22 protein-coding genes and 3 tRNA genes are annotated in these 25,273 nt (G+C 62.6%); 14 read left to right on the top strand and 11 right to left on the bottom strand.

Features of this window, described 5'->3' with window-relative positions; genetic code table 11:
- Positions 1-13 precede the first annotated feature (13 nt).
- From rimO to DXK50_RS10420, 3 genes are all read right to left on the bottom strand, one after another.
- A complete protein-coding gene (gene rimO, locus DXK50_RS10410) occupies positions 14-1,336 on the bottom strand; it encodes a 30S ribosomal protein S12 methylthiotransferase RimO (protein ID WP_161866355.1) in 1,323 nt (440 codons plus the stop codon).
- Positions 1,337-1,478: 142 nt separating this feature from the next.
- A tRNA-Met gene (locus tag DXK50_RS10415) sits at positions 1,479-1,555 on the bottom strand.
- Between the two features lie 114 nt (positions 1,556-1,669).
- Positions 1,670-1,746, bottom strand: a tRNA-Met gene (locus DXK50_RS10420).
- A 144-nt stretch (positions 1,747-1,890) separates the two neighbouring features.
- On the opposite strand from DXK50_RS10420, the gene dinB reads away from it, so the two are divergent.
- Positions 1,891-2,943, top strand: coding sequence for a DNA polymerase IV (gene dinB, locus DXK50_RS10425; protein ID WP_212630251.1), 1,053 nt, complete (start codon positions 1,891-1,893; stop codon positions 2,941-2,943).
- A 235-nt stretch (positions 2,944-3,178) separates the two neighbouring features.
- Here the strand turns inward: dinB and DXK50_RS10430 are convergent, their stop codons facing one another.
- From DXK50_RS10430 to DXK50_RS10440, 3 genes are all read right to left on the bottom strand, one after another.
- Positions 3,179-3,577, bottom strand: coding sequence for an META domain-containing protein (locus DXK50_RS10430; RefSeq protein ID WP_212630252.1), 399 nt, complete (start codon positions 3,575-3,577; stop codon positions 3,179-3,181).
- A gap of 4 nt (positions 3,578-3,581) precedes the next feature.
- A complete protein-coding gene (locus DXK50_RS10435; protein WP_024308724.1) occupies positions 3,582-4,013 on the bottom strand; it encodes a hypothetical protein in 432 nt (143 codons plus the stop codon).
- Between the two features lie 191 nt (positions 4,014-4,204).
- Positions 4,205-6,955: a response regulator gene (locus tag DXK50_RS10440; RefSeq protein ID WP_212630253.1), complete on the bottom strand. Its 2,751-nt coding sequence runs from the start codon at positions 6,953-6,955 to the stop codon at positions 4,205-4,207.
- Positions 6,956-7,073: 118 nt separating this feature from the next.
- Here DXK50_RS10440 and DXK50_RS10445 point away from each other — a divergent pair, with 118 nt between their 5' ends.
- From DXK50_RS10445 to DXK50_RS10485, 9 genes are all read left to right on the top strand, one after another.
- Positions 7,074-7,784: a response regulator transcription factor gene (locus tag DXK50_RS10445; RefSeq protein WP_212630254.1), complete on the top strand. Its 711-nt coding sequence runs from the start codon at positions 7,074-7,076 to the stop codon at positions 7,782-7,784.
- On the top strand, positions 7,781-9,133 hold the full coding sequence (locus DXK50_RS10450) for a histidine kinase sensor domain-containing protein (RefSeq protein WP_212630255.1): 1,353 nt from the start codon (positions 7,781-7,783) through the stop codon (positions 9,131-9,133). The genes DXK50_RS10445 and DXK50_RS10450 overlap by 4 nt, the downstream gene beginning before the upstream one ends.
- Before the next feature lie 167 nt (positions 9,134-9,300).
- Positions 9,301-11,370 (top strand): TonB-dependent receptor domain-containing protein, encoded by a 2,070-nt coding sequence (locus DXK50_RS10455; protein ID WP_212630256.1) that lies wholly within the window; start codon positions 9,301-9,303, stop codon positions 11,368-11,370.
- 129 nt (positions 11,371-11,499) lie between these two features.
- Entirely contained in the window at positions 11,500-12,462 is a 963-nt protein-coding gene (locus tag DXK50_RS10460) for a siderophore ABC transporter substrate-binding protein (protein WP_212630257.1), read from the top strand.
- 124 nt (positions 12,463-12,586) lie between these two features.
- Complete coding sequence (cysM, locus tag DXK50_RS10465) at positions 12,587-13,492, top strand: cysteine synthase CysM (RefSeq protein WP_115291237.1); 906 nt, start codon at positions 12,587-12,589, stop codon at positions 13,490-13,492.
- A complete protein-coding gene (rlmD, locus tag DXK50_RS10470) occupies positions 13,492-14,850 on the top strand; it encodes a 23S rRNA (uracil(1939)-C(5))-methyltransferase RlmD (RefSeq protein ID WP_212630258.1) in 1,359 nt (452 codons plus the stop codon). The genes cysM and rlmD overlap by 1 nt, the downstream gene beginning before the upstream one ends.
- A gap of 134 nt (positions 14,851-14,984) precedes the next feature.
- The gene (gene relA / locus DXK50_RS10475; protein WP_161866346.1) at positions 14,985-17,228 is read left to right on the top strand and encodes a GTP diphosphokinase; all 2,244 of its coding nucleotides are present in this window, start codon (positions 14,985-14,987) and stop codon (positions 17,226-17,228) included.
- A gap of 12 nt (positions 17,229-17,240) precedes the next feature.
- Positions 17,241-18,071: a nucleoside triphosphate pyrophosphohydrolase gene (mazG, locus tag DXK50_RS10480; RefSeq protein ID WP_212630259.1), complete on the top strand. Its 831-nt coding sequence runs from the start codon at positions 17,241-17,243 to the stop codon at positions 18,069-18,071.
- A 179-nt stretch (positions 18,072-18,250) separates the two neighbouring features.
- Complete coding sequence (locus DXK50_RS10485) at positions 18,251-18,790, top strand: DUF2058 domain-containing protein (protein ID WP_161866344.1); 540 nt, start codon at positions 18,251-18,253, stop codon at positions 18,788-18,790.
- 24 nt (positions 18,791-18,814) lie between these two features.
- Here the strand turns inward: DXK50_RS10485 and DXK50_RS10490 are convergent, their stop codons facing one another.
- Complete coding sequence (locus tag DXK50_RS10490; protein ID WP_212630260.1) at positions 18,815-19,087, bottom strand: Rho-binding antiterminator; 273 nt, start codon at positions 19,085-19,087, stop codon at positions 18,815-18,817.
- Positions 19,088-19,206: 119 nt separating this feature from the next.
- Positions 19,207-20,454, bottom strand: a complete 1,248-nt coding sequence (locus DXK50_RS10495) for an OprD family porin (protein WP_212630261.1) — start codon at positions 20,452-20,454, stop codon at positions 19,207-19,209.
- A gap of 316 nt (positions 20,455-20,770) precedes the next feature.
- Here DXK50_RS10495 and DXK50_RS10500 point away from each other — a divergent pair, with 316 nt between their 5' ends.
- Both DXK50_RS10500 and DXK50_RS10505 read left to right on the top strand, forming a co-directional pair.
- Positions 20,771-21,907, top strand: a complete 1,137-nt coding sequence (locus DXK50_RS10500) for a DUF5610 domain-containing protein (protein ID WP_212630262.1) — start codon at positions 20,771-20,773, stop codon at positions 21,905-21,907.
- Positions 21,908-21,955: 48 nt separating this feature from the next.
- Positions 21,956-22,192 (top strand): glutaredoxin family protein, encoded by a 237-nt coding sequence (locus tag DXK50_RS10505; protein ID WP_161866340.1) that lies wholly within the window; start codon positions 21,956-21,958, stop codon positions 22,190-22,192.
- 63 nt (positions 22,193-22,255) lie between these two features.
- Here the strand turns inward: DXK50_RS10505 and DXK50_RS10510 are convergent.
- From DXK50_RS10510 to mobA, 3 genes are all read right to left on the bottom strand, one after another.
- Positions 22,256-22,332: transfer RNA gene (locus tag DXK50_RS10510), tRNA-Pro, on the bottom strand.
- Positions 22,333-22,460: 128 nt separating this feature from the next.
- Positions 22,461-22,682, bottom strand: coding sequence for a YgdI/YgdR family lipoprotein (locus tag DXK50_RS10515; RefSeq protein WP_161866339.1), 222 nt, complete (start codon positions 22,680-22,682; stop codon positions 22,461-22,463).
- Between the two features lie 85 nt (positions 22,683-22,767).
- Complete coding sequence (gene mobA / locus DXK50_RS10520; protein ID WP_212630263.1) at positions 22,768-23,358, bottom strand: molybdenum cofactor guanylyltransferase MobA; 591 nt, start codon at positions 23,356-23,358, stop codon at positions 22,768-22,770.
- Positions 23,359-23,425: 67 nt separating this feature from the next.
- Here mobA and moaB point away from each other — a divergent pair, with 67 nt between their 5' ends.
- Positions 23,426-23,965, top strand: a complete 540-nt coding sequence (gene moaB / locus DXK50_RS10525; RefSeq protein ID WP_212630264.1) for a molybdenum cofactor biosynthesis protein B — start codon at positions 23,426-23,428, stop codon at positions 23,963-23,965.
- On the top strand, positions 23,962-25,176 hold the full coding sequence (locus tag DXK50_RS10530) for a molybdopterin molybdotransferase MoeA (RefSeq protein ID WP_212630265.1): 1,215 nt from the start codon (positions 23,962-23,964) through the stop codon (positions 25,174-25,176). The genes moaB and DXK50_RS10530 overlap by 4 nt, the downstream gene beginning before the upstream one ends.
- Positions 25,177-25,273 lie beyond the last annotated feature (97 nt).

Consider the following 25,273-nt stretch of genomic DNA (forward strand, 5'->3'; position numbering starts at 1 on the left):
TAGTCGGCGGGTATCAGACCAGCTCGCCCCACATGTCGTATTCATCGGCGTCGACGATGCGCACACGCACCTTGTCGCCCGGCTTGACGCTGGTGGAGTCGATGAACACGCTGCCGTCGATTTCCGGGGCGTCGGCCCAGGAGCGGGCCACGGCGCCTTCGCCGTCCACTTCATCGACCAGCACGTCCATTTCCAGGCCGATCTTGGCCTGCAGGCGTGCCGAGCTGATCGCCTGCTGGTGCGCCATGAAGCGCTCCCAGCGCTCCTGCTTGACGTCATCCGGTACTGGTTCCAGGCCCAGGTCGTTGGCCGGCGCGCCTTCTACAGGCGAGTACTGGAAGCAGCCGACGCGGTCGAGCTGCGCTTCGGTCAGCCAGTCCAGCAGGTACTGGAAGTCTTCTTCGGTCTCGCCGGGGAAACCGACGATGAAGGTGGAGCGGATGGTCAGCTCCGGGCAGATCTCGCGCCACTTCTTGATGCGCGCCAGGGTCTTGTCTTCGAAGGCCGGACGTTTCATCGACTTGAGCACTTTCGGGCTGGCGTGCTGGAAGGGGATATCCAGGTACGGCAGCAGCTTGCCGGCGGCCATCAGCGGGATCACGTCGTCGACGTTGGGGTAGGGGTAGACATAGTGCAGGCGCACCCACACGCCCATCGACGACAGCGCCTCGCACAGCTCGAGCATGCGCGTCTTCACCGGCTGGCCGTTCCAGAAGTCCAGCTTGTACTTCATGTCGACGCCGTAGGCGCTGGTGTCCTGGCTGATCACCAGCAGCTCCTTGACTCCGGCCTTGACCAGGCGCTCGGCCTCGCCGAGCACATCACCCACCGGACGGCTGACCAGCTTGCCGCGCATCGACGGGATGATGCAGAAGCTGCAGGTATGGTTGCAGCCTTCGGAAATCTTCAGGTAGGCGTAGTGGCGTGGGGTCAGCTTGATGCCCTGCGGCGGCACCAGGTCGATCAGCGGGTTGTGGGAGGTAGCAGGCGGGATGACCTCGTGCACCGCGCTGACCACCTGCTCGTACTGCTGCGGGCCGGTGACGGCCAGCACGCTGGGGTGCACATCGCGGATGCTGTCCTCGGCCACGCCCATGCAGCCGGTGACGATGACCTTGCCATTCTCGGCCAGTGCCTCGCCGATGGCGTCCAGCGACTCGGCCTTGGCGCTGTCGATAAAGCCGCAGGTATTGACCACCACCACGTCGGCATCCTGGTAGGTCGGTACGATCTCGTAACCTTCCATGCGCAGCTGGGTCAGGATGCGTTCGGAGTCGACGGTGGCCTTGGGGCAACCCAGGGAAACGAAGCCGACTTTCGGTGTGGCGGTGGACATGCGGGCTAACCTCTAAGGGCGCCTGGGTGGCGCCTCTGATCAAAAAGTGCGCAATTCTAGCGGCGGATCATACGCTTGACCAGTGCTGGTCAGGGGGCGGAAACGAAAAAGGCCACTCGTTTGAGTGGCCTCTTTCTGAAGGTGGTTGCGGGAGCAGGATTTGAACCTACGACCTTCGGGTTATGAGCCCGACGAGCTACCAGACTGCTCCATCCCGCGTCGACAATTCTACGCTTGCTTAAAGTCTTGTCAATCGATTTCTTACTTATGATCGAAAAAACTAATTCTCGCCAAAGCAAAAAGGCCACTCAGTGAGTGGCCTTTTCGTGAAGCTGGTTGCGGGAGCAGGATTTGAACCTACGACCTTCGGGTTATGAGCCCGACGAGCTACCAGACTGCTCCATCCCGCGTCTGTGGGGCGGCATTCTACAGCCAGATGCTCGGGTGTCAACCGCTATTTATAAGAAAAGTGTTTTCAACTCAGGTGCTTAGCGTTAAACAGCTGTTAGACTTTAGTGCTCCAGGCCAGGCCGGACAAGGCTTCCGAGGATGTTGTGCGTAAGATAATTCATGTGGATTGCGACTGCTTTTACGCTGCCATCGAGATGCGTGACGACCCGAGCCTGGCCAATCGTCCGCTGGCTGTCGGCGGTTCGGCGGACCGTCGCGGGGTGATCGCTACCTGCAATTACGAAGCGCGTGCCTACGGTGTGCGCTCGGCGATGTCGTCGCGGCATGCATTGAAGCTGTGTCCGGACCTGCTGATCGTCAAACCGCGCTTCGAGGTCTACCGCAGCGTGTCGCGGGAGATTCACGGCATCTTTCGCCAGTTCACCGATCTGATCGAACCGCTCTCGCTGGATGAGGCCTATCTCGACGTCAGTGACTCGCCGCATTTTTCCGGCAGCGCCACGCGCATCGCCCAGGAGATTCGCCGAAGGGTGGCGCAGGAGCTGCACATCACCGTATCGGCCGGCGTGGCGCCGAACAAGTTCCTGGCCAAGATCGCCAGTGACTGGCGCAAGCCCAACGGATTGTTCGTCATCACGCCGGATCAGGTGGATGATTTCGTCGCCGAGTTGCCGGTGGGCAAGCTGCATGGGGTCGGCAAGGTCACAGCAGACAAGTTGACGCGCTTAGGGATTCGTACCTGTCTGGATCTGCGTGACTGGAACAAGCTGGCGCTGGTGCGTGAGTTCGGCAGTTTCGGTGAGCGCCTGTGGCGCCTGGCCCACGGCATCGATGAGCGCGAGGTGAAGGTGGATAGCCGCCGCCAGTCACTGAGCGTGGAGCACACCTACGATCAGGATCTGCCCGATCTGGACGCCTGTCTGGAGAAACTGCCGGCGCTGCTCGAGGAAATGAACGGCCGCCTGCAGCGCCTGGACGCGAGCTATAAGCCGGACAAGCCCTTCGTCAAAGTGAAGTTCCACGACTTCACCCAGACCACTCTGGAGCAGGCGGGCGCCAGCCGGGATCTGGAAAGCTATCGGCAATTGCTCAGCAATGCTTTCGCCCGGGGCGACAAGCCGGTGCGGCTGCTCGGGGTGGGGGTCAGGCTGCACGATCTGCGTGGCCGGCAGGAGCAGCTGGAGCTGTTCGCCTAGTTGCCGTTGTGGGAGGGGCTTTAGCCGCGAGGTTTTATCGCGGCTGAAGCCGCTCCTACAGGAGCATTGCGTATCCTGGATGAAATTCGGGGCTGTTCTTGAGCCTGGGCCCGGATTGCATCCGGGCTACGGATGGTGCGTGCGATGAATGTGGGAGGCGCTTTAGCGGCGAGTTGTCATCGCGGCTGAAGCCGCTCCTACAGGAACAGTGCGCGTCCTGTAAGCGAGCGTCGTGTTACTCGGCCCAGAGGCGGATCGGCTTGCCGCTTGCCGGCCACAGCTGCAACTGGCCGATGCCGTTGAAGTCCCAGCGCTGCACCTCGCCGAGCGCCGCGAGGAAGCGCTGTTCCTGTTCCATCAGAGCAGGAGCGCACATCTTGCGGGTGCTGCCGGCCGGCTCGAAGCTGAGCGTGTCGCCATTGAGCGTATAGCCGGCGAACCAGTGATTGCAGCCCGCGTGGCCATGGGCGCGGCCGTCAGCGGCGAAGGTGATGGTCAGGTGGCTGCGATCGATCAGCGGGCGTTCGCCGATCCACTCCACACGGTAGCTGCGCTCGGTTTCCAGTTGCGGCGCGTCGCTGGCGCAGCCGGCCAGTGCGGCGGCGAACAGGGCGAGGGGCAGGGCGCGGTTCATGGTGTCAGGCCTCCTGGCAGGTGCGGCATAGATGACGGCCAGCGTCGTTGCGCCAGCCCAGTTCGGCGATGCGGGCCTCGGCTGCCGGCGCCTGCGCCGCCTTGCCGAGCGCCGCATCGACGGCGAATTCGAAATCCAGCTGCTTGCCGCAACCGTCGCAGTTCACCTGCCAGTTATGAATGGCCAGTTCCTTGAACTGCGGCCCTTTGCACACGGCCAGCCACTGGCCGGGCGGGTTGATCAGGTGGCGAACCTTTTCCACATCCAGGCGCATGTGCAGGTCGCGGCTGCCCTTGAGGGTGACCAGCAGCGTGTCACCCGCCTGGATCGAACCGCCGTTGCCGGTGACCTGGTAGCGGCCCGGCGCCAGGGCGCGGCATTCGGTGAGGGTGTGTTGCGGGTTGAGCAGGGAATAACGGAAATCGTGTTCGGCCATGGGTCCTCCGGTTCAGCCGGCATGCTATCACGCGGTGCTGTGCGCTACGGCTTCTGCTTGGAGCGGATGTGTCCGCGAAATTCGCGCTGTGATGGTGAATGAATTCGCTCCTGCAAAGATGCGTAGCCCGGATGAAAGCCGGGAAACGCAGCCAGCCGGCCCCGCAACGCAGCCGGGCTACAGCTCTGGCCCTACGCGCTCTGGGCAGCTGCTTCGGTCAGGCGCACTATGGCGTCGTCCAGTTCGTCAAGTGCGCGTTGCGCCTCGGGATCATCCTGCTTGAGCAACGTTTCGCTGCGCTGGCAGGCGGCGCGCAGTTGCGGCACGCCACAGTAGCGGGTGGCGCCGTGCAGCCGGTGAACCCGCTCGATCAGCGCGGTGCGCTCGCCTGCATCGCGCGCCTGGCGGATGGCCTGACGATCTCCAGGCAGGCCGGCCAGCAGCATGCTGAGCATGTCCGCCGCCAGGTCGGCCTTGCCGGCGGCCAGGCGCAGGCCCTCTTCGGCGTCGAGCACCTTGGGCTGCAACTGAGGCGGCGCAGCTGGGGCGATTCTGTGACTCGGCTGGTTGCGCAGATTCAGGCCTGTCCACTTGAGCACCACCTGGGCCAGCTGGCGTTCATTGATCGGTTTGGTCAGGTAGTCGTCCATACCGCTTTGCAGCAGGGCGCGCTTCTCGTTGGCTAGGGCGTGGGCGGTCAACGCAATGATCGGCGTGGCGCTGCAGCCTTCTTCACTTTCCCACTGGCGAATCGCTTCGGTGGCTTCACGACCATCCATGCCGGGCATCTGCACGTCCATGAACACCAGGTCGAAGCTGCCTTGCTGAACGGCTTCTATCGCCGCGTAGCCGCTGTCCACTGCCTTGACCTGGGCACCCAGGTCGTCGAGCAGGGTTTGCACCAGCAGCAGGTTGGCCGGGTTGTCATCGACGCAAAGGATTTGCGGTCGGCGCGTGTCGCCAATGGCGACCGGCTCGCTGGCCGAGCGCTGTGGGTTGACCATTTCCGTGAGCGCCTTATGCAGCTTGCGCGTGCAGGGAGGCTTGGCCTGCAGCTGGGTGTAGGCGTCGGGCAGCGATTCGTGGAACAGCCCCAGCTCGGTGGTCGGGCATAGCACCAGGGCTTTGCAGCCAAGACGATCGAGGTCGTGGATACGCTGGCCGAGTTCTTCGGGTGGCATCTGACTGGCGGTGATGCCCAGCACTGCCAGGCTCAGCGGTGGTTCGCGATGCCGCTGGTCGTTCACCGCCTCGAAGAGCTGGCTGGCATCGGCAAAGCTTTCCACCACCAGACCGCAGTCTTCGAGCTGATGGGCCAAGGCTTGACGCGCCAGCTCGTGGCTTTCCAGTACGGCCACGCGGCGGCCCTGCAGAGCGGCGCGCGGCAGGTCCTCGGCATCGTCCCGGGCCTTGGGCAGGGTCAGGGTGATCCAGAATTCCGAGCCTTCGCCCGGCGTGCTGTCGACACCGATCTCGCCGCCCATCTGTTCGATCAGGCGTTTGGAAATCACCAGGCCGAGGCCGGTGCCGCCCGCCTGGCGGCTGAGCGAGTTGTCGGCCTGGCTGAAAGCCTGGAACAACGCGCGCAGGTCTTCATCCGACAGGCCGATGCCGGTATCCATCACGCTGATGCGCAGCTGCGCGGTGTCGGCGCTCTCGTCCTCGACCATGGCGCGCATGACGATGGTGCCTTCGCGGGTGAACTTGATCGCGTTGCTCACCAGGTTGGTCAGCACCTGTTTCATGCGTTGCGGGTCGCCGCGCAGCGCCAGCGGAGTGTCGCGGTAGATCAGGCTGACCAGCTCCAGCTGTTTTTCATGAGCGGCGGGGGCGAGGATGGTCAGGGTGTCCTGCAACAGGTCGCGCAAATTGAAGGGGATGGATTCTAGCACCAGCTTGCCGGCCTCGATCTTGGAGAAGTCGAGCACTTCGTTGATGATGCCGAGCAGGCTGTCGGCGGATTTTTCGATGGTCGACAGGTAGTCCTGCTGGCGCGGGCTGAGCTCGCTTTTTTGCAGCAGGTTGGTGAAGCCGAGAATGCCATTGAGCGGGGTGCGGATCTCATGGCTCATGTTGGCCAGGAATTCGGACTTGATGCGGCTGGCCTCCAGGGCTTCCTTGCGCGCGAAGTCCAGCTCGATGTTCTGGATTTCGATGGTTTCCATGTTCTGGCGCACGTCCTCGGTGGCCTGCTCGATGCTGTGTTGCAGTTCTTCCTGGGCATTTTGCAAGGCTTCGGCCATGCGGTTGATGCCGGCGGCCAATTCGTCCATCTCATGGCTGCCCAGCGGCGGCAGGCGGGTTTCAAGACGGCCGTCCTTGAGCAGGGCGACGCCGGCCTTGATCTCGCGCAGCGGGCCGTTGATGCTGCGGCTCATGCGCAGGGCGAGCAGGGCGGTGACGGCAAGGCCTGCGGCGATCAGCAGCAGGCTGGCGAACAGGCTGCGATAGCCGCTGAGCAGCGTGCCCTGGTGCGAGAGCTCCAGCTCGACCCAGCCGAGCAGCTCCAGCTTGCGCTCTTCACCCCGTAGGTCGCTGAACACCAGATGCTGGTCGTAGACGGGCAGCAGAAAACGCGTGGCGTCCTGGCCGCTGAGCAGGCTGATCCCCGGCTGTCCGGAGGGAGAAGGATTCAGCATGCTCGGCCCGGCATGCGCCAGCAGGGCACGTTCGGGGGCAAGAAAACCGACTGCACGAACGTCCGGGTGCTCCAGTGCCTGCTGAGCGATGCGTTCAAGTTTTTTTACATCGTTCTGTTCCAGCGCCGGGGCCGCGAGGGGCGCCAGGTGTTCGGTCAGCATCTCGCCGCGCTGCAACAACTGAGTCTGCAGGTCCGACAGCTGCACCCAGGTAAAATAGCCACCCAGCACCAGCGCCAGCAGGCTTGTGGGTAGCAAGGTGAGCAGCAGCACGCGCCCTTTGATGCTGAGATCCTTGAACACGACCTTCCTCCTTCAGAACGTCCGAGCAGTGTAGCGATTCGGCGCGGGGGAATCTGTAGGTGAGTGCTCGTCGTTTAATAGGTAGAATTGTTCTCATTCTGCCTGTTCGGTTTTCACCATGATGACTCCTGTTTCTACCTCGGCTCGAATTCTTGCCGTCGAGGACGATCCGATGCTTGCCAGTCACCTGCAGGCCCACCTGACGAGGTGTGGGTTTGACGTGACGCTCAGCCATGACGGCAGCGAAGGTCTGCAGCTGGCTGAAAGCGAAGATTTCGACCTGATCCTGATGGATATCCTGCTGCCTGGTACCAACGGCCTCGAGGCGCTCCAGCGCCTGCGTCGGCAGCGCAGTGTGCCGGTGTTGCTGATGTCGGCGCTGGGCGACGAGCAAAACCGCATCGCCGGTTTCAGCCAGGGCGCCGATGACTACCTGCCCAAACCCTTCAGTCTGGGTGAACTGAGCGTGCGGATAGAGGCGATTTTGCGGCGTGTGGCCTATGAGCGACGTGAACTGCGGCCGAGCACCGAGGACAGCGGCCTGCAGTTCGACGAAGGGCGCAGCGATGTCGCCTTCCGTGACAGCTGGGCTGGCCTGACACCCAGCGAATACCGCGTGCTGGAGCTGCTCTGGCGGCACAAGGACGAGGCTTTGAGCAAGCCCTTCCTTTATCAGCAGGCGCTGCGCCGCGCCTACGCCCAGCACGACCGCAGCCTGGACATGCACGTCAGTCATATCCGTCGCAAGCTGCAGGCCATTGGTTACGCTGCGGCCCGGGTGGAAACGGTCTGGGGCAGGGGGTACATACTGGTGCAGGTGAGCGCGTGACCCTGCCCGGCAGGCATTCGCTGCTGTGGCGCCTGACCGGAGCGCTGGCGCTGTTCTGCCTGTTTCTGACGAGTCTGTACGCCGATCTCGGGCGATTCGTGACCGAGGCTTCGTCCTATCTGTCGGACTCGAGTCGGCAGGTGCTGCTGGATTACGCCGAGGAGGCAGAGCATGCCTGGCGCCGCGATGGCGCCGAGGGTGTCGATGCTTTCCTGATGCGGCTGCGCGCGCGCGAGTCGGTCTGGGCCGTGGTGGTCGATAACGGCAAGAGATCGCTGTCTTCACGGCCGCTGGATGATGAGGAATCGCAGCGTCTGGATTTCGTGCGTCGCCTGGATTTTCCAGTGGGCCGTCCTGACGGAACGCCCTCTTTTTACATCCCGTTCAGCGACGGCCAGGGCCGCCTGGTGATGGACCTTCCCTGGCACCTGAGTCCAAGGCGCTACAGCGATTTGTGGAACCTGCTGTTGGAACGCCTACTGCCAGCACTGCTGGCGGTCTTGTTTGGTGTGGTGCTGTATCGCGTATTGATCGCGCCGCTGTCCATCATGCGGCGGCAGGCAGCGGCTCTCAGTGCGGGCGATCTTTCGGCTCGACTGGGACCGGAGATGGTCAAGCGTCGCGACGAGCTCGGCGAGCTGGCGCGTACCTTCGATCATATGGCTGAGCGCCTTGAAGGTACGGTGGCCTACCAGCGGCAGTTGCTGCGAGCGCTCTCACACGAGCTGCGTACACCATTGGCTCGCCTGCGTGTTGCGGGCGAGAGCGAACAGGACCTTGCGGCGTTGCGCCAGCGCCTGGAGCGTGAAGTACAGACCATGGAGAAGCTGGTGGGGGATGCCCTCGAACTGGTCTGGCTGGATACCGAAAGGCCTAGTTTGCCGCTAGAAGAGGTGGATGTTGTAAGGCTCTGGGATGTTTTACGGGAGAACGCGGGGTTCGAAACGGGATGGCCCGCCGAGCGCATGCCCTGCGACCTGCCTGCCAACTGCCGCGTGATGGGTAATCTCAACGGGCTGGCGCAGGCATTGGAGAACATCCTGCGCAACGCTATTCGTCATTCGCCGCAGGGCGGTGTCGTGCGCTTGCAGGGGTGGCTGGAAAATGGTCGCTGGCATCTGCAACTGAGCGATGAAGGATGCGGTGTGGATGAGTCAGAGCTGGAGTTCATCTTCAAGCCCTTTGCGCGCCTTGATGATGCGCGCCCTGGTGACGGAGGCTTCGGCCTCGGACTGAGCATCGCGCGTGGCGCCATCGCCTTGCAGGGCGGGCAGATGTGGGCGACGAGTCCGCAGCGGCGCGGCCTGCATATGCACGTTTTGCTGCCCGCGGCCCTTGACGCGACCTAATTGTATAGAATGTAAATTCAATTTACTCGCAAATGATATTAAGTATCGTTTGGCTTTTCCTGCTGCCTGACCGAAGGCAGCAATAGTCATCGTTTCAGGCTCTGCATGGTTGTGTTTGATCCATGCATGGCTTTGATCGGGATATGGATCGCCAAGGAGATACTTATATGTTGCGTTTTTCTCGCAGCCGGCTGGCATGCGCCATCAGCGGCGTTGCCATGACCTGTACGGCTGCGCATGCCCAGGACGCCATTGAGCTGCAAAGCGTCAAGGTGGTGAGTGCTGCTGGTTACGAGCAGAACATAGCCGACGCGCCGGCAAGCATCTCGGTGATTTCTCGTGAAGAACTGGAGAAAAAAGCCTACAAGAACGTCGTTGACGCGCTGAAAAACGTGCCGGGTGTCTATGCCTCGGGTGGCAGCACCTATCAGGACATCTCCATCCGGGGCATGGCTAGCGACTACACGCTGTACCTGATCGATGGCCGTCCCATGCAGGGTAATGATGCCTTCAGCCCCAACGGCATGGCGGGCGGCACCCAGATCGCCTTCCTGCCGCCGCTGGAGATGATCGAACGCATCGAAGTGATCCGCGGGCCGATGTCGTCGCTGTACGGCAGCAACGCCATGGGCGGCATCATCAATATCATTACCCGTCGCGCGCCTGACCAGTGGACTGGCTCCGTTTCCGGCGAGTACACCACGCCTGGCAAGAATAACCAGATCAACGAAGATGGCTGGCAGACCAATGTCTATGCAGCCGGGCCGCTGATCGACCAGTTACTGTCGCTGCAGGTCAATGGCGGCTTCCAGCGTATCGAAGAAAGTCACTTTCAGGGTGGCGGCAAAGATGCCTCCAGCGATCCGAAGTTCACCCGCAAGCAGGGCGGTCTGAAGCTTACCCTGACGCCGGATGAAGAGAACGATATCTCCCTGGCTTATGACTTTTCGCGCCAGGAGCGTGAAGCCAATGCCGGTGTTTCCAGTACGGCTGACGCATTTACCCGTGGTGATCGCGAAGTGTTCACCCTGGCGCACGACGGTCGCTATGGCCAGCTTCAGATGAGCAGCTACATCAAGTACGAGGAAACCGAGAATCCCAGTCGCGGCAGTGAGACCACCGGGCTGCGCGGCATATTCTTCGACACCCTGACGGCCAATTCCCAGGGCACTTATTTCTTCGATCGCCACACTCTGACGCTTGGCGTGCAGTACATCAGCGAAGAGCTCAAGGACCGGGCGACCAATGCGCTCAACGACCGTGGCCCGATGACGGCTGATCGCTGGCAGTATTCGCTGTTCATGGAAGACGAGTGGCAGGTCACCGATGACCTGGCGATCACCGCTGGTCTGCGCATGAATCGCGACGAGAACTACGGCACGCATATCTCGCCACGCCTGTACGGCGTTTATCATCTGACCCCGGAGCTCGCGCTCAAGGGCGGAGTATCCACTGGCTACCGCACACCGACCCTGCGCGAGTCGGCTCCCAACTACGGAGCCGTTACCGGTGGAGGTCGGCTGGCCTATCCAGGCGCAGTGATCATCGGTAATCCGAATCTCGATCCGGAAAAGAGCACCAGCTACGAATTCGGCTTCGTCTACGACAGCCCCGAACTGGGCTTGAACACCAGCGCCATGCTGTTCCTCACCAAGTTCGAGGACAAGATTACCGAGAATCGCCTGTGTTCCAGTGCGGACGGCGGAGGCGTTTCTTCCAACCCGGCGAGTTGGGGCGTGGGTGCCAATGGCTGCTCCACGAATTATCAAGGCACCAACTACTGGTTCGTCAGCGAGCAGATCAACGTAGACGAAGCCGAGATGCAGGGTGTCGAGCTGACCCTGGACTATGACCTGCTACGCAATCTGCGCCTGGGCACCAGCTATACCTTCACCGATTCCGAGCAGAAAAGCGGCAGTTTGAAAGGTGAGCCGCTGAACAAGATTCCCAGGCACATGTTCAATGCGCTCCTGGATTACCAGCTCAGCGACCGTATCGGCCTGTGGACCCAGTATAACTACCGTGGCCGTACCTCCGACTACCTGAGTCGTACCTCGATCGCCGAGGGCACCCCGGGCTACGGCTTCGTCGACCTCGGTGCGACTTGGCAGGTTACCGGCAGCACCCAGCTCAAGGCCGGCATTTACAACCTCGACAACAAACAGGTGACCAACAGCGACTACGGCGTGGTACTCGACGGGCGTCGCTATACCCTGGGCTTTACCACCACTTTCTAAAAGAGGCACGGCGGCGAATACCGGTCCTGGCGTCATCCGCCGTGTTGCCGTCGCCAACCCCTGGGCGTTTCACAACGTTCATGGGTAGCCCTTCTGACCTTCAATTGATAACAAATACAAGGAGAGAACATGATCTCGCTTCGCTGGGTTCTGGCCAACGTGCTTATGATCTTCAGTTCGCTGGTCCTCGCGTCGGCCCAGGCGGCCTATCCCGTTACGGTTAGTCATGCCCAGGGCAGCCTGACCTTGAATGAAGCCCCCAAGCGGATTGCCGTGTTCGACCTGAGCACACTGGACACGCTCGATGCGCTCGGCGTATGGGCGGCCGGAGTGCCGCAGATGGTCGGTCCGGCCTATCTGCAGAAGGCTTATGCCGGACGCGAGGTGGTCGACATCGGTACCCTGTTCGAGCCTGACTATGCCGCTTTGCAATCCCTCGAGCCGGATCTGATCATTATCGCCGGGCGTTCCAGCGCCGCTTACGAAAAGCTCGCGCAGCTGGCGCCGACCATCGACCTCAGTATCGCTCCGGAAAGCTTCCTTGCGGGCGTGGAGGGCAACCTGCAACTGCTGGGAGCTATCTTCGACAAGCAGGAGCAGGCCGCGAAACTCAGTAGCGAGCTTGAACAGGCGCTGGCAGCGACGCACGAGAAGAGCAAGGGGCTGACCTCGCTGACACTGTTCACCATCAACGATGCCCTGATGCTGCATGCCCCGGGTGAGCGTTTCGGTATGCTGTACGAGGTGTTAGGTACCCGCTCCGTTGCTGAGGCGCTGGACCCGGCCAGCGTGCCGCAGGAGCGCCCGGCGCCGGATTCGCCGGAGGCCAGGCAACTGCGCGAACAGCAGCAGGTGCGCCTGGATGCGGCCTTGCAGGCTGAGCCGGACTGGTTGGTGATTCTGGATCGTGGTGCGGCAACCGGGGGTGACGGCAAGGCGGAAGAAACCCTGGGCAAACACCCGGGAATCGCCGCAGGCAAGGCCTGGACAGCAGGCAAGGTGTTCTACCTCGATCCGGCCACCTGGTATATCGCGACAGGCGGTTATCAGGGACTGATGAAGACCTTGAAGGATTTCTCCGCCGCGCTGTGAAAACTAGCGGCAGCCCTGGTGGCTGCCGGCTTGCGGCACGACATGACAGCGATCATGGCGTGATGAAGTCACGGGTTCGGCGTATCATGACGCCCCTTCGCGTCAGTCTGGATTCGAGCGACCCATGACCCTGCAATTTCCCACCATCGCCGACTGCATCGGCAATACGCCCCTGGTACGCTTGCAGCGCCTGGGCGGCGACACCAGCAACACGCTGCTGGTCAAGCTGGAAGGCAACAACCCGGCCGGCTCGGTCAAGGACCGGCCGGCGCTGTCGATGATCAACCGCGCCGAACTGCGCGGCGACATCCGCCCCGGCGATACCCTGATCGAAGCCACCAGCGGCAATACCGGTATCGCCCTGGCCATGGCGGCGGCGATCAAAGGCTACAAGATGATCCTGATCATGCCGGACAACTCCACCGCCGAGCGCAAGTGGGCGATGACCGCCTACGGCGCCGAGCTGATCCTGGTCAGCAAGGAAGAGGGCATGGAGGGCGCGCGTGATCTGGCCGAGAAGCTGCAGGCCGAAGGGCGCGGCAAGGTGCTCGATCAGTTCGCCAATGGCGACAACCCCGAGGCGCACTACAGCGGCACCGGCCCGGAAATCTGGCGCCAGACCGGCGGGACCATCACTCACTTCATCAGCTCCATGGGTACCACCGGCACTATCATGGGCACCTCGCGCTACCTCAAGGAGCAGAACCCGGCGATCCAGATCGTCGGGTTGCAGCCGCAGGAAGGCTCGGCCATTCCGGGCATCCGTCGCTGGCCCGAGGAATACCTGCCGAAGATCTATCAGGCCGAACGGGTCGATCAGGTGATGGACATGGGCCAGGCCGAGGCCGAGCACGTCATGCGCCGTCTGGCGCGGGAAGAGGGCATCTTCTGCGGCGTTTCCTCTGGTGGCTCGGTGGCCGGCATGCTGCGCCTTTCGCAGCAGGTGGAGAACGCGGTGCTGGTGGCGATCATCTGTGATCGCGGCGACCGCTACCTGTCCACCGGCGTTTACCAAGAACCGGCGCACTGATGGCCAGACGCAGCTCCAACCTGCGCTTTCAGCCCAGCGGCGGCAGTCGCGCGGCGCAGGTTCCGGTCGGCAAGAAGCAGAAGCTCGCCATCGAGCGCCTGGCTGGCGACGGTCGCGGCATCGCCTTCGAAGGCGGGCGTACCTGGTTCGTCAGCGGCGCCCTGGCCGGCGAGCAGGTCGAGGCGCGGGTGCTCAGCGCCCGCAGCCAGACCATCGAAGCGCGCGCCGAACGCATCATCGCTGCCAGCGGCGAGCGCCGTGAGGCGCCTTGCAGGCATGCCGATCGCTGCGGCGGTTGCAACTTGCAGCATATGCCGCATGCCGATCAGCTTGCCCTGAAACAGCGCACGCTGGCCGAGCAGCTGTCACGCCTGGGCGGTGTTCAGCCGGACGAGTGGGCAGCTCCGTTGACGGGCCCCGAACTCGGCTACCGCCGCCGCGCGCGCGTTGCCGTGCGCTGGGATGCCAAGGGACGTCAGTTGCAGGTCGGTTTCCGCGCCGAAGCCAGCCAGGACATCGTCGCCATCGACCAATGCCTGGTACTGGTACAGCCCTTGCAACCTATTTTCAGCGCCTTGCCGGCGTTGTTGCACAGTCTGGAAAAACCGCAGGCGGTTGGGCACGTCGAGCTGTTCAGCGGCAGCGCCGAAGCCGTGCTGCTGCGCCATACCGCCGCGCTGCTGGAAGCTGATCTGAGCCGCCTGCGCGCCTTCTGCGACGAGCATCGCGCGCAGCTGTGGTTGCAGGGCGAGGGACAGCCACAGCCGGACGATCCCTCCGCGGTGCTGGGGTTCGAGCTGCAGCGCTGGCAATTGCAGTTGGCCTACCGTCCGGGAGATTTCGTACAGGTCAATGGTCTGGTCAATGAGGCCATGGTCGCTCAGGCGCTAGACTGGTTGGCAGTACTACCTGGCGAGCGGGTCCTGGATCTGTTCTGCGGCCTGGGCAACTTCGCTCTGCCGCTGGCGCGCCAGGCGGCCGAAGTGGTGGCCGTGGAGGGCGTCGAGGCGATGGTGCAGCGGGCTGCAGGCAACGCGCAGAACAACGGCTTGGACAATGCGCACTTTTATCGTGCCGACCTGTCCAACCCGCTGGCCAATGAAGCCTGGGCGCGCGGTGGTTTCGCCGCGGTGTTGCTCGACCCGCCGCGCGACGGGGCGTTTGAGGTGGTACGTGGGATGAGCGAGCTGGGCGCGCGGCGTCTGGTCTATGTATCCTGCAACCCGACCACGCTGGCGCGCGACGCCGCCGAGTTGGTGCAGCAGGGTTACCGCCTGCGCCGCGCCGGGATTCTCGATATGTTCGCGCAAACCGCGCATGTCGAGGCGATGGCTCTGTTCGAGAAACCCGAGATCTAGGTCTCGGGCCAAAGCGGTACGTTCGGTACCGCAGGGATGTGCAGGACGCGCATCCTTTCAGTTAATCCGACCGGCTCAGAGAAGGCCGGCGACTGCTCGGTGTGGCCTATGCGCACCGTAGGGAAGGTAAGACGATGGTTCAAGTGAGAGCGCATCAGCCAGTCAACGACGACGGCAGCATCAATCTTGAGGCCTGGCTGGATCATGTCACCCGCGTCGATCCGGCGCTGGATCGCAAGGCGCTGCAAGAAGCCTGTGAGTTCGCCCGCGATCTGGAGCAGCAGGCCAACACTACCGAGCATCATTGGAGCGAGGGCGCATCGACATTTCGCGCCGGCCTCGATATCGCGGAAATCCTCGCCGATCTTAAACTCGATCAGGATTCGCTGGTTGCGGCGATCATTTATCGCGGGGTGCGTGAGGGCAAGATCACTCTGGCGGCGGTTCATCAGCGTTTTGGCCCGGTGGTGGCCAAGCTGATCGAAGGCGTGCTGCGCATGGCGGCGATCAGCGCCAGTATCAACCCGCGCGAGTCGGTAGTGGTCGGCTCGCAGACGCAGGTGGAGAACCTGCGCAAGATGCTGGTGGCCATGGTCGACGATGTACGCGTGGCGCTGATCAAGCTGGCCGAGCGTACCTGCGCCATTCGCGCGGTCAAGGAAGCGGACGAAGAGAAGCGTCAGCGCGTCGCGCGCGAGGTGTTCGACATCTATGCGCCACTGGCTCACCGCCTGGGCATCGGCCATATCAAATGGGAGCTGGAAGACCTGTCGTTCCGCTACCTGGAGCCGGAGCAGTACAAGCAGATCGCCAAGCTGCTACACGAGCGTCGTCTGGATCGCGAGCAGTACATCAATGATGCGATGGATCATCTGCGCCAGGAGCTCGACGCCACCGGCATCAAGGCCGACATCAGCGGCCGGGCGAAACATATCTACTCGATCTGGCGCAAGATGCAGCGCAAGGGCCTGCAGTTCAGCCAGATCTACGATGTGCGTGCGGTGCGCGTGCTGGTGCCGGAGGTGCGCGACTGCTACACCACGCTCGGCATCGTGCACACCCTGTGGCGGCACATCCCCAAGGAATTCGACGACTACATCGCCAATCCCAAGGAAAACGGCTACCGCTCGCTGCACACCGCCGTGCTCGGCCCGGAAGGCAAGGTGCTGGAGGTGCAGATCCGCACCCACGCCATGCACGAAGAGGCCGAGTTGGGCGTCTGCGCGCACTGGCGCTACAAGGGCACCGACGTCAAATCCGGCTCCAATCACTACGAAGAGAAGATTTCCTGGCTGCGTCAGGTCATCGAGTGGCATGAGGAGCTGGGCGATATCGGCGGTCTGGCCGAACAGCTGCGCGTGGATATCGAGCCGGACCGGGTCTACGTCTTCACCCCCGACGGCCACGCCATCGACCTGCCCAAGGGCGCGACGCCGCTGGACTTCGCCTACCGCGTGCACACCGAGATCGGCCACAACTGCCGCGGCGCCAAGATCAACGGGCGAATCGTTCCGCTGACCTACAGCCTGCAGACTGGGGAGCAGGTGGAGATCATCACCAGCAAGCAGGGCTCACCGAGTCGCGACTGGCTCAACCCCAACCTGGGCTACGTCACCACCAGCCGTGCGCGAGCCAAGATCGTCCACTGGTTCAAACTGCAGGACCGCGACCAGAATGTCGCCGCCGGCAAGCAGTTGCTCGAGCGCGAGCTGGCGCGGATGGCACTGGTGGGCGCGGACTTCGACAAGCTGGCCGAGAAAGCCAATCTCAAGACTGCGGAGGACCTGTTCGCGGCCCTGGGCGCCGGTGATGTTCGCCTGGCTCATGCGGTCAACCTGGCGCAGCAACTGGTCGAGCCGGAGCGCAGCAGTGAGCAGCTCGAACTGATTCCGCGCAAGGCGCAGGGCTTTAAACCGGGCAAGCGCGGCGATATCCAGATTCAGGGTGTCGGCAACCTGCTGACGCAGATGGCCGGCTGCTGTCAGCCGCTGCCTGGCGACCCCATCGTCGGTTACATCACCCTCGGGCGTGGCGTCACCATCCACCGTCAGGACTGTCCCACAGCCTTGCAGCAGACCGCGCGCGAGCCGGAGCGGATGATCCAGGTGAGCTGGGGGCCGGTGCCGGTGCAGACCTACCCGGTGGAAATCGTCATCAAGGCCTACGACCGCTCCGGTCTGTTGCGTGACGTCACCCAGGTGCTGCTTAACGAGAAACTCAACGTGCTGGCGGTCAACACCCGCTCGAACAAGGAGGACAACACCGCCTCCATGTCGATTACCGTGGAAATCCCGGGGCTCGATGCGCTCGGTCGTCTGCTGGCGCGTATCGGCCAGTTGCCCAATATCATCGAGGCGCGTCGTCACCGCGTGGCATAACAGGACGTATTCATGTACCAACTCGACGACCTGCTGCACCTGATGGCACGCCTGCGCGACCCGCAACACGGCTGTCCCTGGGACCTCAAGCAAAGCTACGCGAGCATCGTGCCCTACACGCTGGAGGAGGCCTACGAAGTCGCCGACGCCATCGAGCGCGGTGATTTCGATCACCTGCCGGGGGAGCTGGGCGACCTGCTGTTTCAGGTGGTCTACTACAGCCAGCTGGCGCAGGAGGAGGGGCGCTTCGACTTCGCCCGGGTGGTCGATGGCATCACCCGCAAGCTGATCCGCCGTCACCCCCACGTATTCCCAGACGGTGACCTGTATGGTGCGCCGGATGCGGCCAAACTGGAGGAGGCCGCGGTCAAGCAGCACTGGGAAGAGCTCAAGGCGCAGGAGCGCGCCGAAAAGGCCGCCGCCCCCGAACAGCTGTCGCTGCTCGATGACGTACCCACTGCGCTGCCGGCGCTTTCGCGCGCCGCCAAGTTGCAGAAGCGCGCCGCCCAGGTCGGTTTCGACTGGCCCGAAGCGCTGCCGGTGGTGGACAAGGTCCGCGAAGAGCTGGACGAAGTGCTCGAAGCCATGAGCGAGAACGATGCCGAGGCGGTGGCCGAGGAGATTGGCGATCTGTTGTTCGTGGTGACCAACCTGGCGCGGCACCTGAAGGTTGATCCTGAAGGCGCGCTGCGCGCCGCCAATGGCAAGTTCGAGCGACGCTTTCGCTTTATCGAGAAAAGCGTGCGCGAAGCCGGGCGCAGCCCTGGCGACTGCTCGCTGGAAGAACTGGACGCGCTGTGGGGCGAGGCCAAGAAGCTGGAAAAGCAGGCGCCAGGCTGTTGATGACGTAGCCCGGATGCAATCCGGGAAATGCCTAGCTCGTGCCTCCCGGATTGCATCCGGGCTACCGTTGGGTTTTCGGGCTGGAGCCGCTGCGTCTTAGCCCTTATGCTGGGCGCCTTGGACTGGCAGCGCGAATCTGCGTTGCTGCCGCAACAAAATCATGTTCGGGATCTTTAGTCATGGGTCTTTCCCTGCGCGACCAGCTGCTCAAAGCCGGCCTGGTCAATGAAAAACAGGCCAAGCAGGTTGGCAAGCAGCAGCAGAAGCAGAAGCGCCTGGCGCACAAGGGCCAGGCCGAACTGGACGACAGCACGCGCCAGGCAGCACTGCAGGCTCAGGCCGAGAAGGCTGCGCGCGATCAGGAGCTGAACCGCCAGCAGCAGGAAAAGGCCGAGCAGAAAGCCCGTACGGCGCAGATCAAGCAGTTGATCGAGCGTTCGCGCCTGCCCAAGCTCGATGGCGAGGACTACTACAACTTCGTCGATGACAAGAAGGTCAAGCGCCTGCCGGTCAACACCATGGTGCGCAACAAGCTGTCCAACGGCTGGCTGGCCATCGTTCGCCATGGTGGTGGTTATGAAATTATTCCGCGTGAAGCCGCGCTGAAGATCCAGGAGCGCGATGCCTCGCGCATCGTTCTGCTCAATACCCATGTCGAAGAGCCGGATGCCGACGATCCTTACGCGGCCTATCAGATTCCCGACGATCTGATGTGGTAATGCAGCGTTACCTGGGCGTTGCGCTCAGCAGCGCTTGCCGCTCAACAGCACCCGGCCGAAGCTGGCGCCCGGATCCTGCGGGGTGATCGCCAGCAGCCGATCCATGCGCAGACGCTGCTCGCCATCGGTCGTCCGTAGCAAGAGAAATTCCTCCTTGCTCGCGGCGGTTTCCGTGGTCAGCGCCTGGCCCAGCAGGCGAGTGCCGTCGACCAGTTCGACATCCAGCTGATAACCGTGCATGCAGGCGATCTCGAGGTAGTCGTAGAGGTCGCAGGCCAGGGGTTGGTAGTCGTCCATCGCGTTATCCTCCAGAGTCGCTGGAGCCTGGTCGAGATAAGGCTCCGACTGTTCTCGGCAAGACCAAAGGCGCCGCAACCCGGTACTGGTGTTGCGGCGTCTAGGTGTTGCTGGAACGTTTACATCAGCGGGATGGTGTAGCTGACGATCAGGCGGTTCTCGTCAAGGTCACCGATACTCGCGTTGGAGCGTACCATCGCGTTACGCCAGCGCACGCCGAGGTTCTTCAATGGGCCTTCCTGAATGATGTAGCTGATATCCACGTCGCGTTCCCATTCCTTGCCGCTGGCGCCGCCGACGCCGTCGAAGCTGTCGCCGGTAACGTAGCGCACGAAAGCCGTCAGCCCGGGAATGCCGTAGCTGGCGAAATTGATGTCATAGCGCGCCTGCCAGGATTTCTCGTCCTTACGGGTGAAGTCGAGAATCTGCAGGTAGTTGACGATGTAGGGGTCGGTTTCGGCCAGGAAGGGGAAGGCATTGTCGCCGCCGACCTTCTGATAGCCCACGCGGAAGGTGTGCGCACCGATGCCGGCCCAGAGGTTGACCGAGGTCAGGTCGTTGTCGAGATTGCCGCCGAGTTTGCGGCCGTTGTCCTGAGAGTCGAAGTAGGCCAGGTTGGCGCCCAGTTTCCAGTCTCCGATCGGTTGCACATGGATTAGGTTGTACAGCTTCTGGTCGTAGATGTCTTCCAGCTCGCCGTACCACAGGCCAACGGTGGTGTTGCCACCGTTGAACTTGTAGTCGCCGCCAGCGAAATTGTAGCGATCGCTCTCGCCGCCGACGTTGGTGGCGGTGATGTCCTGGCTGTTGGTGGAATTGCGGAAATTCACTTCGCGCAGTTGTCCGCCGTTGAGCGTCAGGCCATCGATTTCCTGTGAGGTGATCATCCCGCCGTTGAAGACCTGCGGCAGCAGGCGCGAGTCGCCCGAGGAGACAATGGGGAGCTTGGGCATCAGGCCGCCGACTTTGCCCACGGTCTTGGACATGCGCACTTTGACCGCGCCGGTGGCTTCGGAGTATTCGTCCGGGCCTTCGTTGCCAAAACCATTGGGCAGCAGGTTGGTGCCGGCGCGCTCGTCCGAAGAGTCGAGTTTCAGGCCCAGGCCTGCGTAGGCATCCAGGCCGAAGCCGACGGTGCCTTCGGTGAACCCTGATTCGGCCTTGAAGATGAAGCCTTGAGCCCATTCTTCGCGCTTGGACTGCTGAGCCGCCGTAGTGTCGCGCAGATCGCGATTCATATAGAAGTTGCGCAGTTCCAATGTTGCTTTGCTGTCGCCGATAAAGTCAGCCTGTGCCAGGGTTGGCAGCGTCAGGCAGGCGCCCAGCGTGGCGAGGGCCACGGCGCGGGCGAGGGGAGTCTTGCTCATTATTGTTGTCTCCTCGTTGTTATTAGCAGCTCGGCCACCATGTGACCGATCAGTTACGGCGCGATGAAATAAAGCATCTGGATAGCGAGTCGACTGTAAGACTTTAGTCTGGCGGGGCTTCAAGCGAAGCGGAGGCTGGACGGGCGCAGGCTCTAGACCGCGGCTATGGGTATTTTCGGAGGGCGCCATCGATCAGAAAAAATGCGCCCACGGGAAATCGACCTGAGAAAAATCGGTAACCGTTGGTCGATAAAAGTTAAAGGTAGCTTTCCACAGGCCGTTAAGTTCGGCAGATAACCTATTCGGGTACCCAGCCATGAATCCTCTGAGCTCACTCAATTCTGCCGCGTCCCGCGCCGCGCAAACCAGCCCGTCTGTGGCAGCGCGCAACAGTTCCGCCGATCCGCAGGCTACCCTGGCCAATCGGCTTGCCGAGAAACTGGGCGTGCAGCCGGGGTCGCTTTCCGGGCCGCGTGATGACTACACGCCAGAGAAGGTAGCCGGGCGTATTCTCGGTTTCATCGAGCAGCGTCTGCAGAGTGAGGCGGCCGCCGGGGCCGATCCGGCCAAGCTGGACAAGCTGCTGACCCAGGCGCGCGACGGCGTGGAGAAGGGCTTCGCCGAGGCACGCAAGATTCTTGATGGTATGGGCGTGCTCAAGGGGCAGGTGGCCAGCGATATCGACGACACCTACAAGCGCATTCAGGATGGTCTTGGCGATCTCGACAAGCGCTTCGGTAGTGCCCCGAGCGAGTCTGGCAAAGTTGCGGTAGCTGGCTACAGCGAGCGCTTCAGTGCATTGGCAGAGACGTTCGACCTGTCCGTGACCACACGTGATGGCGATCGCCTGCGTATTTCCGTAGCGCAGGCTTCTGCCAGCTGGTCACAGAGCAGCTTCGCAGCCTCCAGCGACGGCAAGTCCACCACCGTAGCGGGTAGCAGCCAGTCCGGCAGCATGCGCATCGGCGGCTGGCAAGTCGATGTCGAAGGTGAGCTGGACGACGACGAGGTCAAGGCGCTGGAGAAACTCTTCAGCCAGGTTCAGGATCTTTCCGACAAGTTCTATGCCGGTGACCTGGCTGGCGCTTTCGACCGCGCCATGGCATTGGAAATGGACAGCGAGCAGTTGGCATCGATGTCTCTGCGTCTGACCCAGACCAGCGTGCGCCAGGCTACCGACGCCTATGGTGCGGTGGCCGGACAGGGTGCCAGCGCGGTCAATGGCGGGCTGCAGGAGTATGCGCAGGGGTTGCTCGATGCGCTGCGTACTGCCGGTGATCTGAGCAAGGATGCTGGCGGCCTGCTCAAGGATCTGCTCAAGGGCGGTTTCTCGCTCGATGAGCGCTTCGACCTGCCTCGTCTGGAAAAGGCCGACAGCCTCAATCGCAGCCTGCTCGACGGCTTGCAGTCGCTGCTCGCCGGTCAGGCAGGCAAGGGCGGAGACGTGAGCTGATCCAGCCCGGTGTTAAACTGCGCACCTTGCGGATAGTGAGGTGCGCACATGACGCCTGAATGCCAACTTTTCGGAACCCTGGGGTGTCATCTCTGTGAGGTGGCCGAGGCGTTGCTGATGCCGTTCGTCGAGAATGGTCTGCTGGTCGAGTTGATCGACATTGCCGAGCACGAAGGAATGGTCGAACAGTACGGTTTGCGCATTCCAGTGCTGCGCCGTTGTGATACCGGTAGTGAGCTGAACTGGCCATTCGATGCCGATCAGGTGGCGGGCTTTTTGAGCTGAAAGGCTGACGCCGAGAAAGCTGCAGGCAATAAAAAACCCGCCGGTTAAGGCGGGTTTTTGATTTGGTCGGAGAGACAGGATTCGAACCTGCGACCTTCTCGTCCCGAACGAGACGCGCTACCAAGCTGCGCTACACTCCGAATGAGGCGTATTCTACCGAAAAACTTTTACCGCACAAGGGGTTAGCCTGAAAAAATCTGCAGGCTGATCCGCCGTTTCTGCAGCCGGGGCGAACCCGGTGCTAGTCGGTCGCGCCTCTGGTCTGGTCTCAGAGATCCTTGACGGTCTGCACCTGATCCTTGTTGATCGTGGCGCGCTTGCCATCAAGTTGCTCGAATTCGTAGAAGCCGGATTCCTCATCGAATTTTGGCTTGTCCACGGTCTGGATCTCACGCCCGTCGTTCAGCGTGATCACCGACGGCGTAGAGCAGCCGGCCATTACAACGAAGCCGAGGGTCATCAGCAGGGCGGGGATGATCCGTTTGGTCATGGTCTTTCTCCTTGCATTCAAATGGGTGCCATACCTTCGCTCAGACGTAAAACTGTTTTGCGAGTTCCGCAGCGGGCGTTTGGCTTCAGCTTGCAGGTGCGCTTTTTGCCAGCGTTTCGGGGGTGTTCAGGTTGGCCAGCCGCGCATCGTCCGGCGGGCAAACGACGGCGATGGGGGAAAGTTTGCCGAACCAGCGTTGCGGGCTGCGCTCGCCGGACTGCCAGGCGTGCTCCAGATCCTCCTTCAATCGAGTCGGCAGCAGGCAGAACAGGGGTTGCCAGTAGTTGCCCTGGCGAATCACCACCGGCTGGCTGCCGGCGTGGGCGAGCAGTGATTCGATCAGTGCACGGTCCACCAGCGGGGCATCGCATGGCAGCACAAGCATCTGCTCGTGGCGTGCCGCGGCCATGCCGGCACGAATACCGGCCAACGGCCCTTGAAAGTCGTGGTCCGGATCGGCGACCAGTTGGTCGGCGTAGGGTGCGTAGCTTTCGCTATTGCGGTTGCAGGAGATGATCAGATCATCGCTCAACGGCCTGACCAGGTCGTGCAGCCAGGCGATCAGCGGCCGGCCGCGCCATTGCACCAGCCCCTTGTCGCGCCCGCCCATTCGCTGGCCGCGGCCGCCGGAAAGCAGCAATACAGAGCAGGTGAGTGGGGAGTTGGGTGCGGGCATGCGGGCAGTCTCCGAAGGCAGTCTGTGTGATATAACAGGCTCATTCTCTCGCAATTGGATGTCTGTCATGAACCATAAGGCCGAGGCGGTTTTCGTGCCGCTGAATATTGCCGTGCTGACCGTCAGCGACACGCGTACGCTGGAGACCGATACCTCGGGACAACTGCTGGTCGATCGCCTGACCAGCGCAGGCCACCAGTTGGCTGCCCGGGTGCTGCTCAAGGACGATCTGTACAAGATTCGCGCTCAGGTCGCGACCTGGATTGCCGAGGATCAGGTGCAGGTCGTGGTGATTACCGGCGGTACCGGTTTCACCGGGCGCGACAGCACGCCGGAGGCAGTCGCCTGCCTGCTGGACAAGCAGGTCGACGGTTTTGGCGAGCTTTTCCGGCAGATCTCCGTGGCCGATATCGGTACTTCCACCGTCCAGTCGCGCGCGCTGGCCGGCCTGGCCAACGGCACGCTGGTGTGCTGCCTGCCGGGTTCGACCAACGCCTGCCGCACCGCCTGGGACGGGATTCTCGCCGAGCAGCTGGATGCGCGGCATCGTCCCTGCAATTTCGTGCCGCACCTGAAGCAAGCCGCCGCCTGCGAGACGCGCGGATGACCTGCTGCGATCATCCCGGCCTGTTGCCCATGGAAGCGGCGTTGCAGCGCCTGCTGGCACTGGCCGACGCTGCGCCCATCGAGCAGGCCGAACAGGTTGCGCTGGCTGAGGCCGATGGCCGGGTACTGGCTGAGCCGCTGATCGCTGGGCTGGATCTGCCGCCCTGGGCCAACAGCGCCATGGATGGCTATGCCCTGCGGCTGGCTGACTGGGAGGGCCAGCCGCTGCCGGTCAGTCAGCGTATTCAGGCCGGTACTGCGCCTGAGCCCCTGCAGCCGGGCACCTGCGCGCGTATATTCACCGGTGCGCCATTGCCAGAAGGCGCCGACACCGTGGAGATGCAGGAGAACGTCGAGGTCGATGAAGCCGGGTGCGTGCATTTTCGCGAGGCGCTGAAAGCCGGGCAGAACGTCCGTAACCAAGGTCAGGAAACTCGCGCGGGAGAGTGCGTGCTGCCTGCCGGTACGTGTTTGGGCCCTATCGAGCTTGGGTTGGCGGCGTCTCTGGGAGCGGCGCAGCTCGCTGTGCGTCGGCGCTTGCGCGTGGCCGTGCTGTCCACGGGCGACGAGCTGGTGGAGCCGGGGCGGACGCTCGGTCCAGGGCAGATCTACAACAGCAATCGGCGCCTGCTGATCGCCTGGCTGCAGCGTCTGGGCTGCGCGGTGGTGGATGCGGGGATATTGCCCGATGACCTGCAGCGCACCCGTGAGGCGCTGGGCTCGTTGGGCGCGGTCGATCTGATTCTTTCCACGGGCGGTGTGTCGGTAGGCGAGGCCGACTATCTCGGCCTGGCGCTGCGTGAGGCGGGCGAGTTGGCGCTGTGGAAACTGGCTATAAAGCCGGGCAAGCCGCTGACTTTCGGCCATTACCAAGGGGTTCCGGTGATAGGCCTGCCGGGCAATCCGGCCTCCACACTGGTCACCTTCGGTCTGTTGGCGCGTCCTTATATACTGCGTCGCCTTGGTGTGCAGCGGGTCGAACCTCTGGGTTTCGTTGTGCCGGCGGGGTTCACCTGGAACAAGCCGGGCAAACGTCGAGAGTACCTACGCGCACGCCTGGAGAATGGTCGTGTGGTGCCTTACGCCAACCAGAGTTCTGGCGTTCTGCGCAGTGCCGCGTGGGCCGAAGGTCTGGCTGAGGTAGTGGAGGGCAGCACGCTGGCCGAAGGGGACGCGCTGCGTTTTATTCCCTTGAGCGAGATTCTCGGCTAGTGCCTGATTCGTCCGGCTGTGCGACAGCCGGGCGCGTTAGATGGCGCGGCAAAACCACTGGGTCACATTTCCAGCGATAGAATTTGCAAATGAGCGT

It is taken from the genome of Pseudomonas sp. KB-10, assembly GCF_018221585.1.
Lineage (GTDB): Bacteria > Pseudomonadota > Gammaproteobacteria > Pseudomonadales > Pseudomonadaceae > Aquipseudomonas > Aquipseudomonas yangonensis.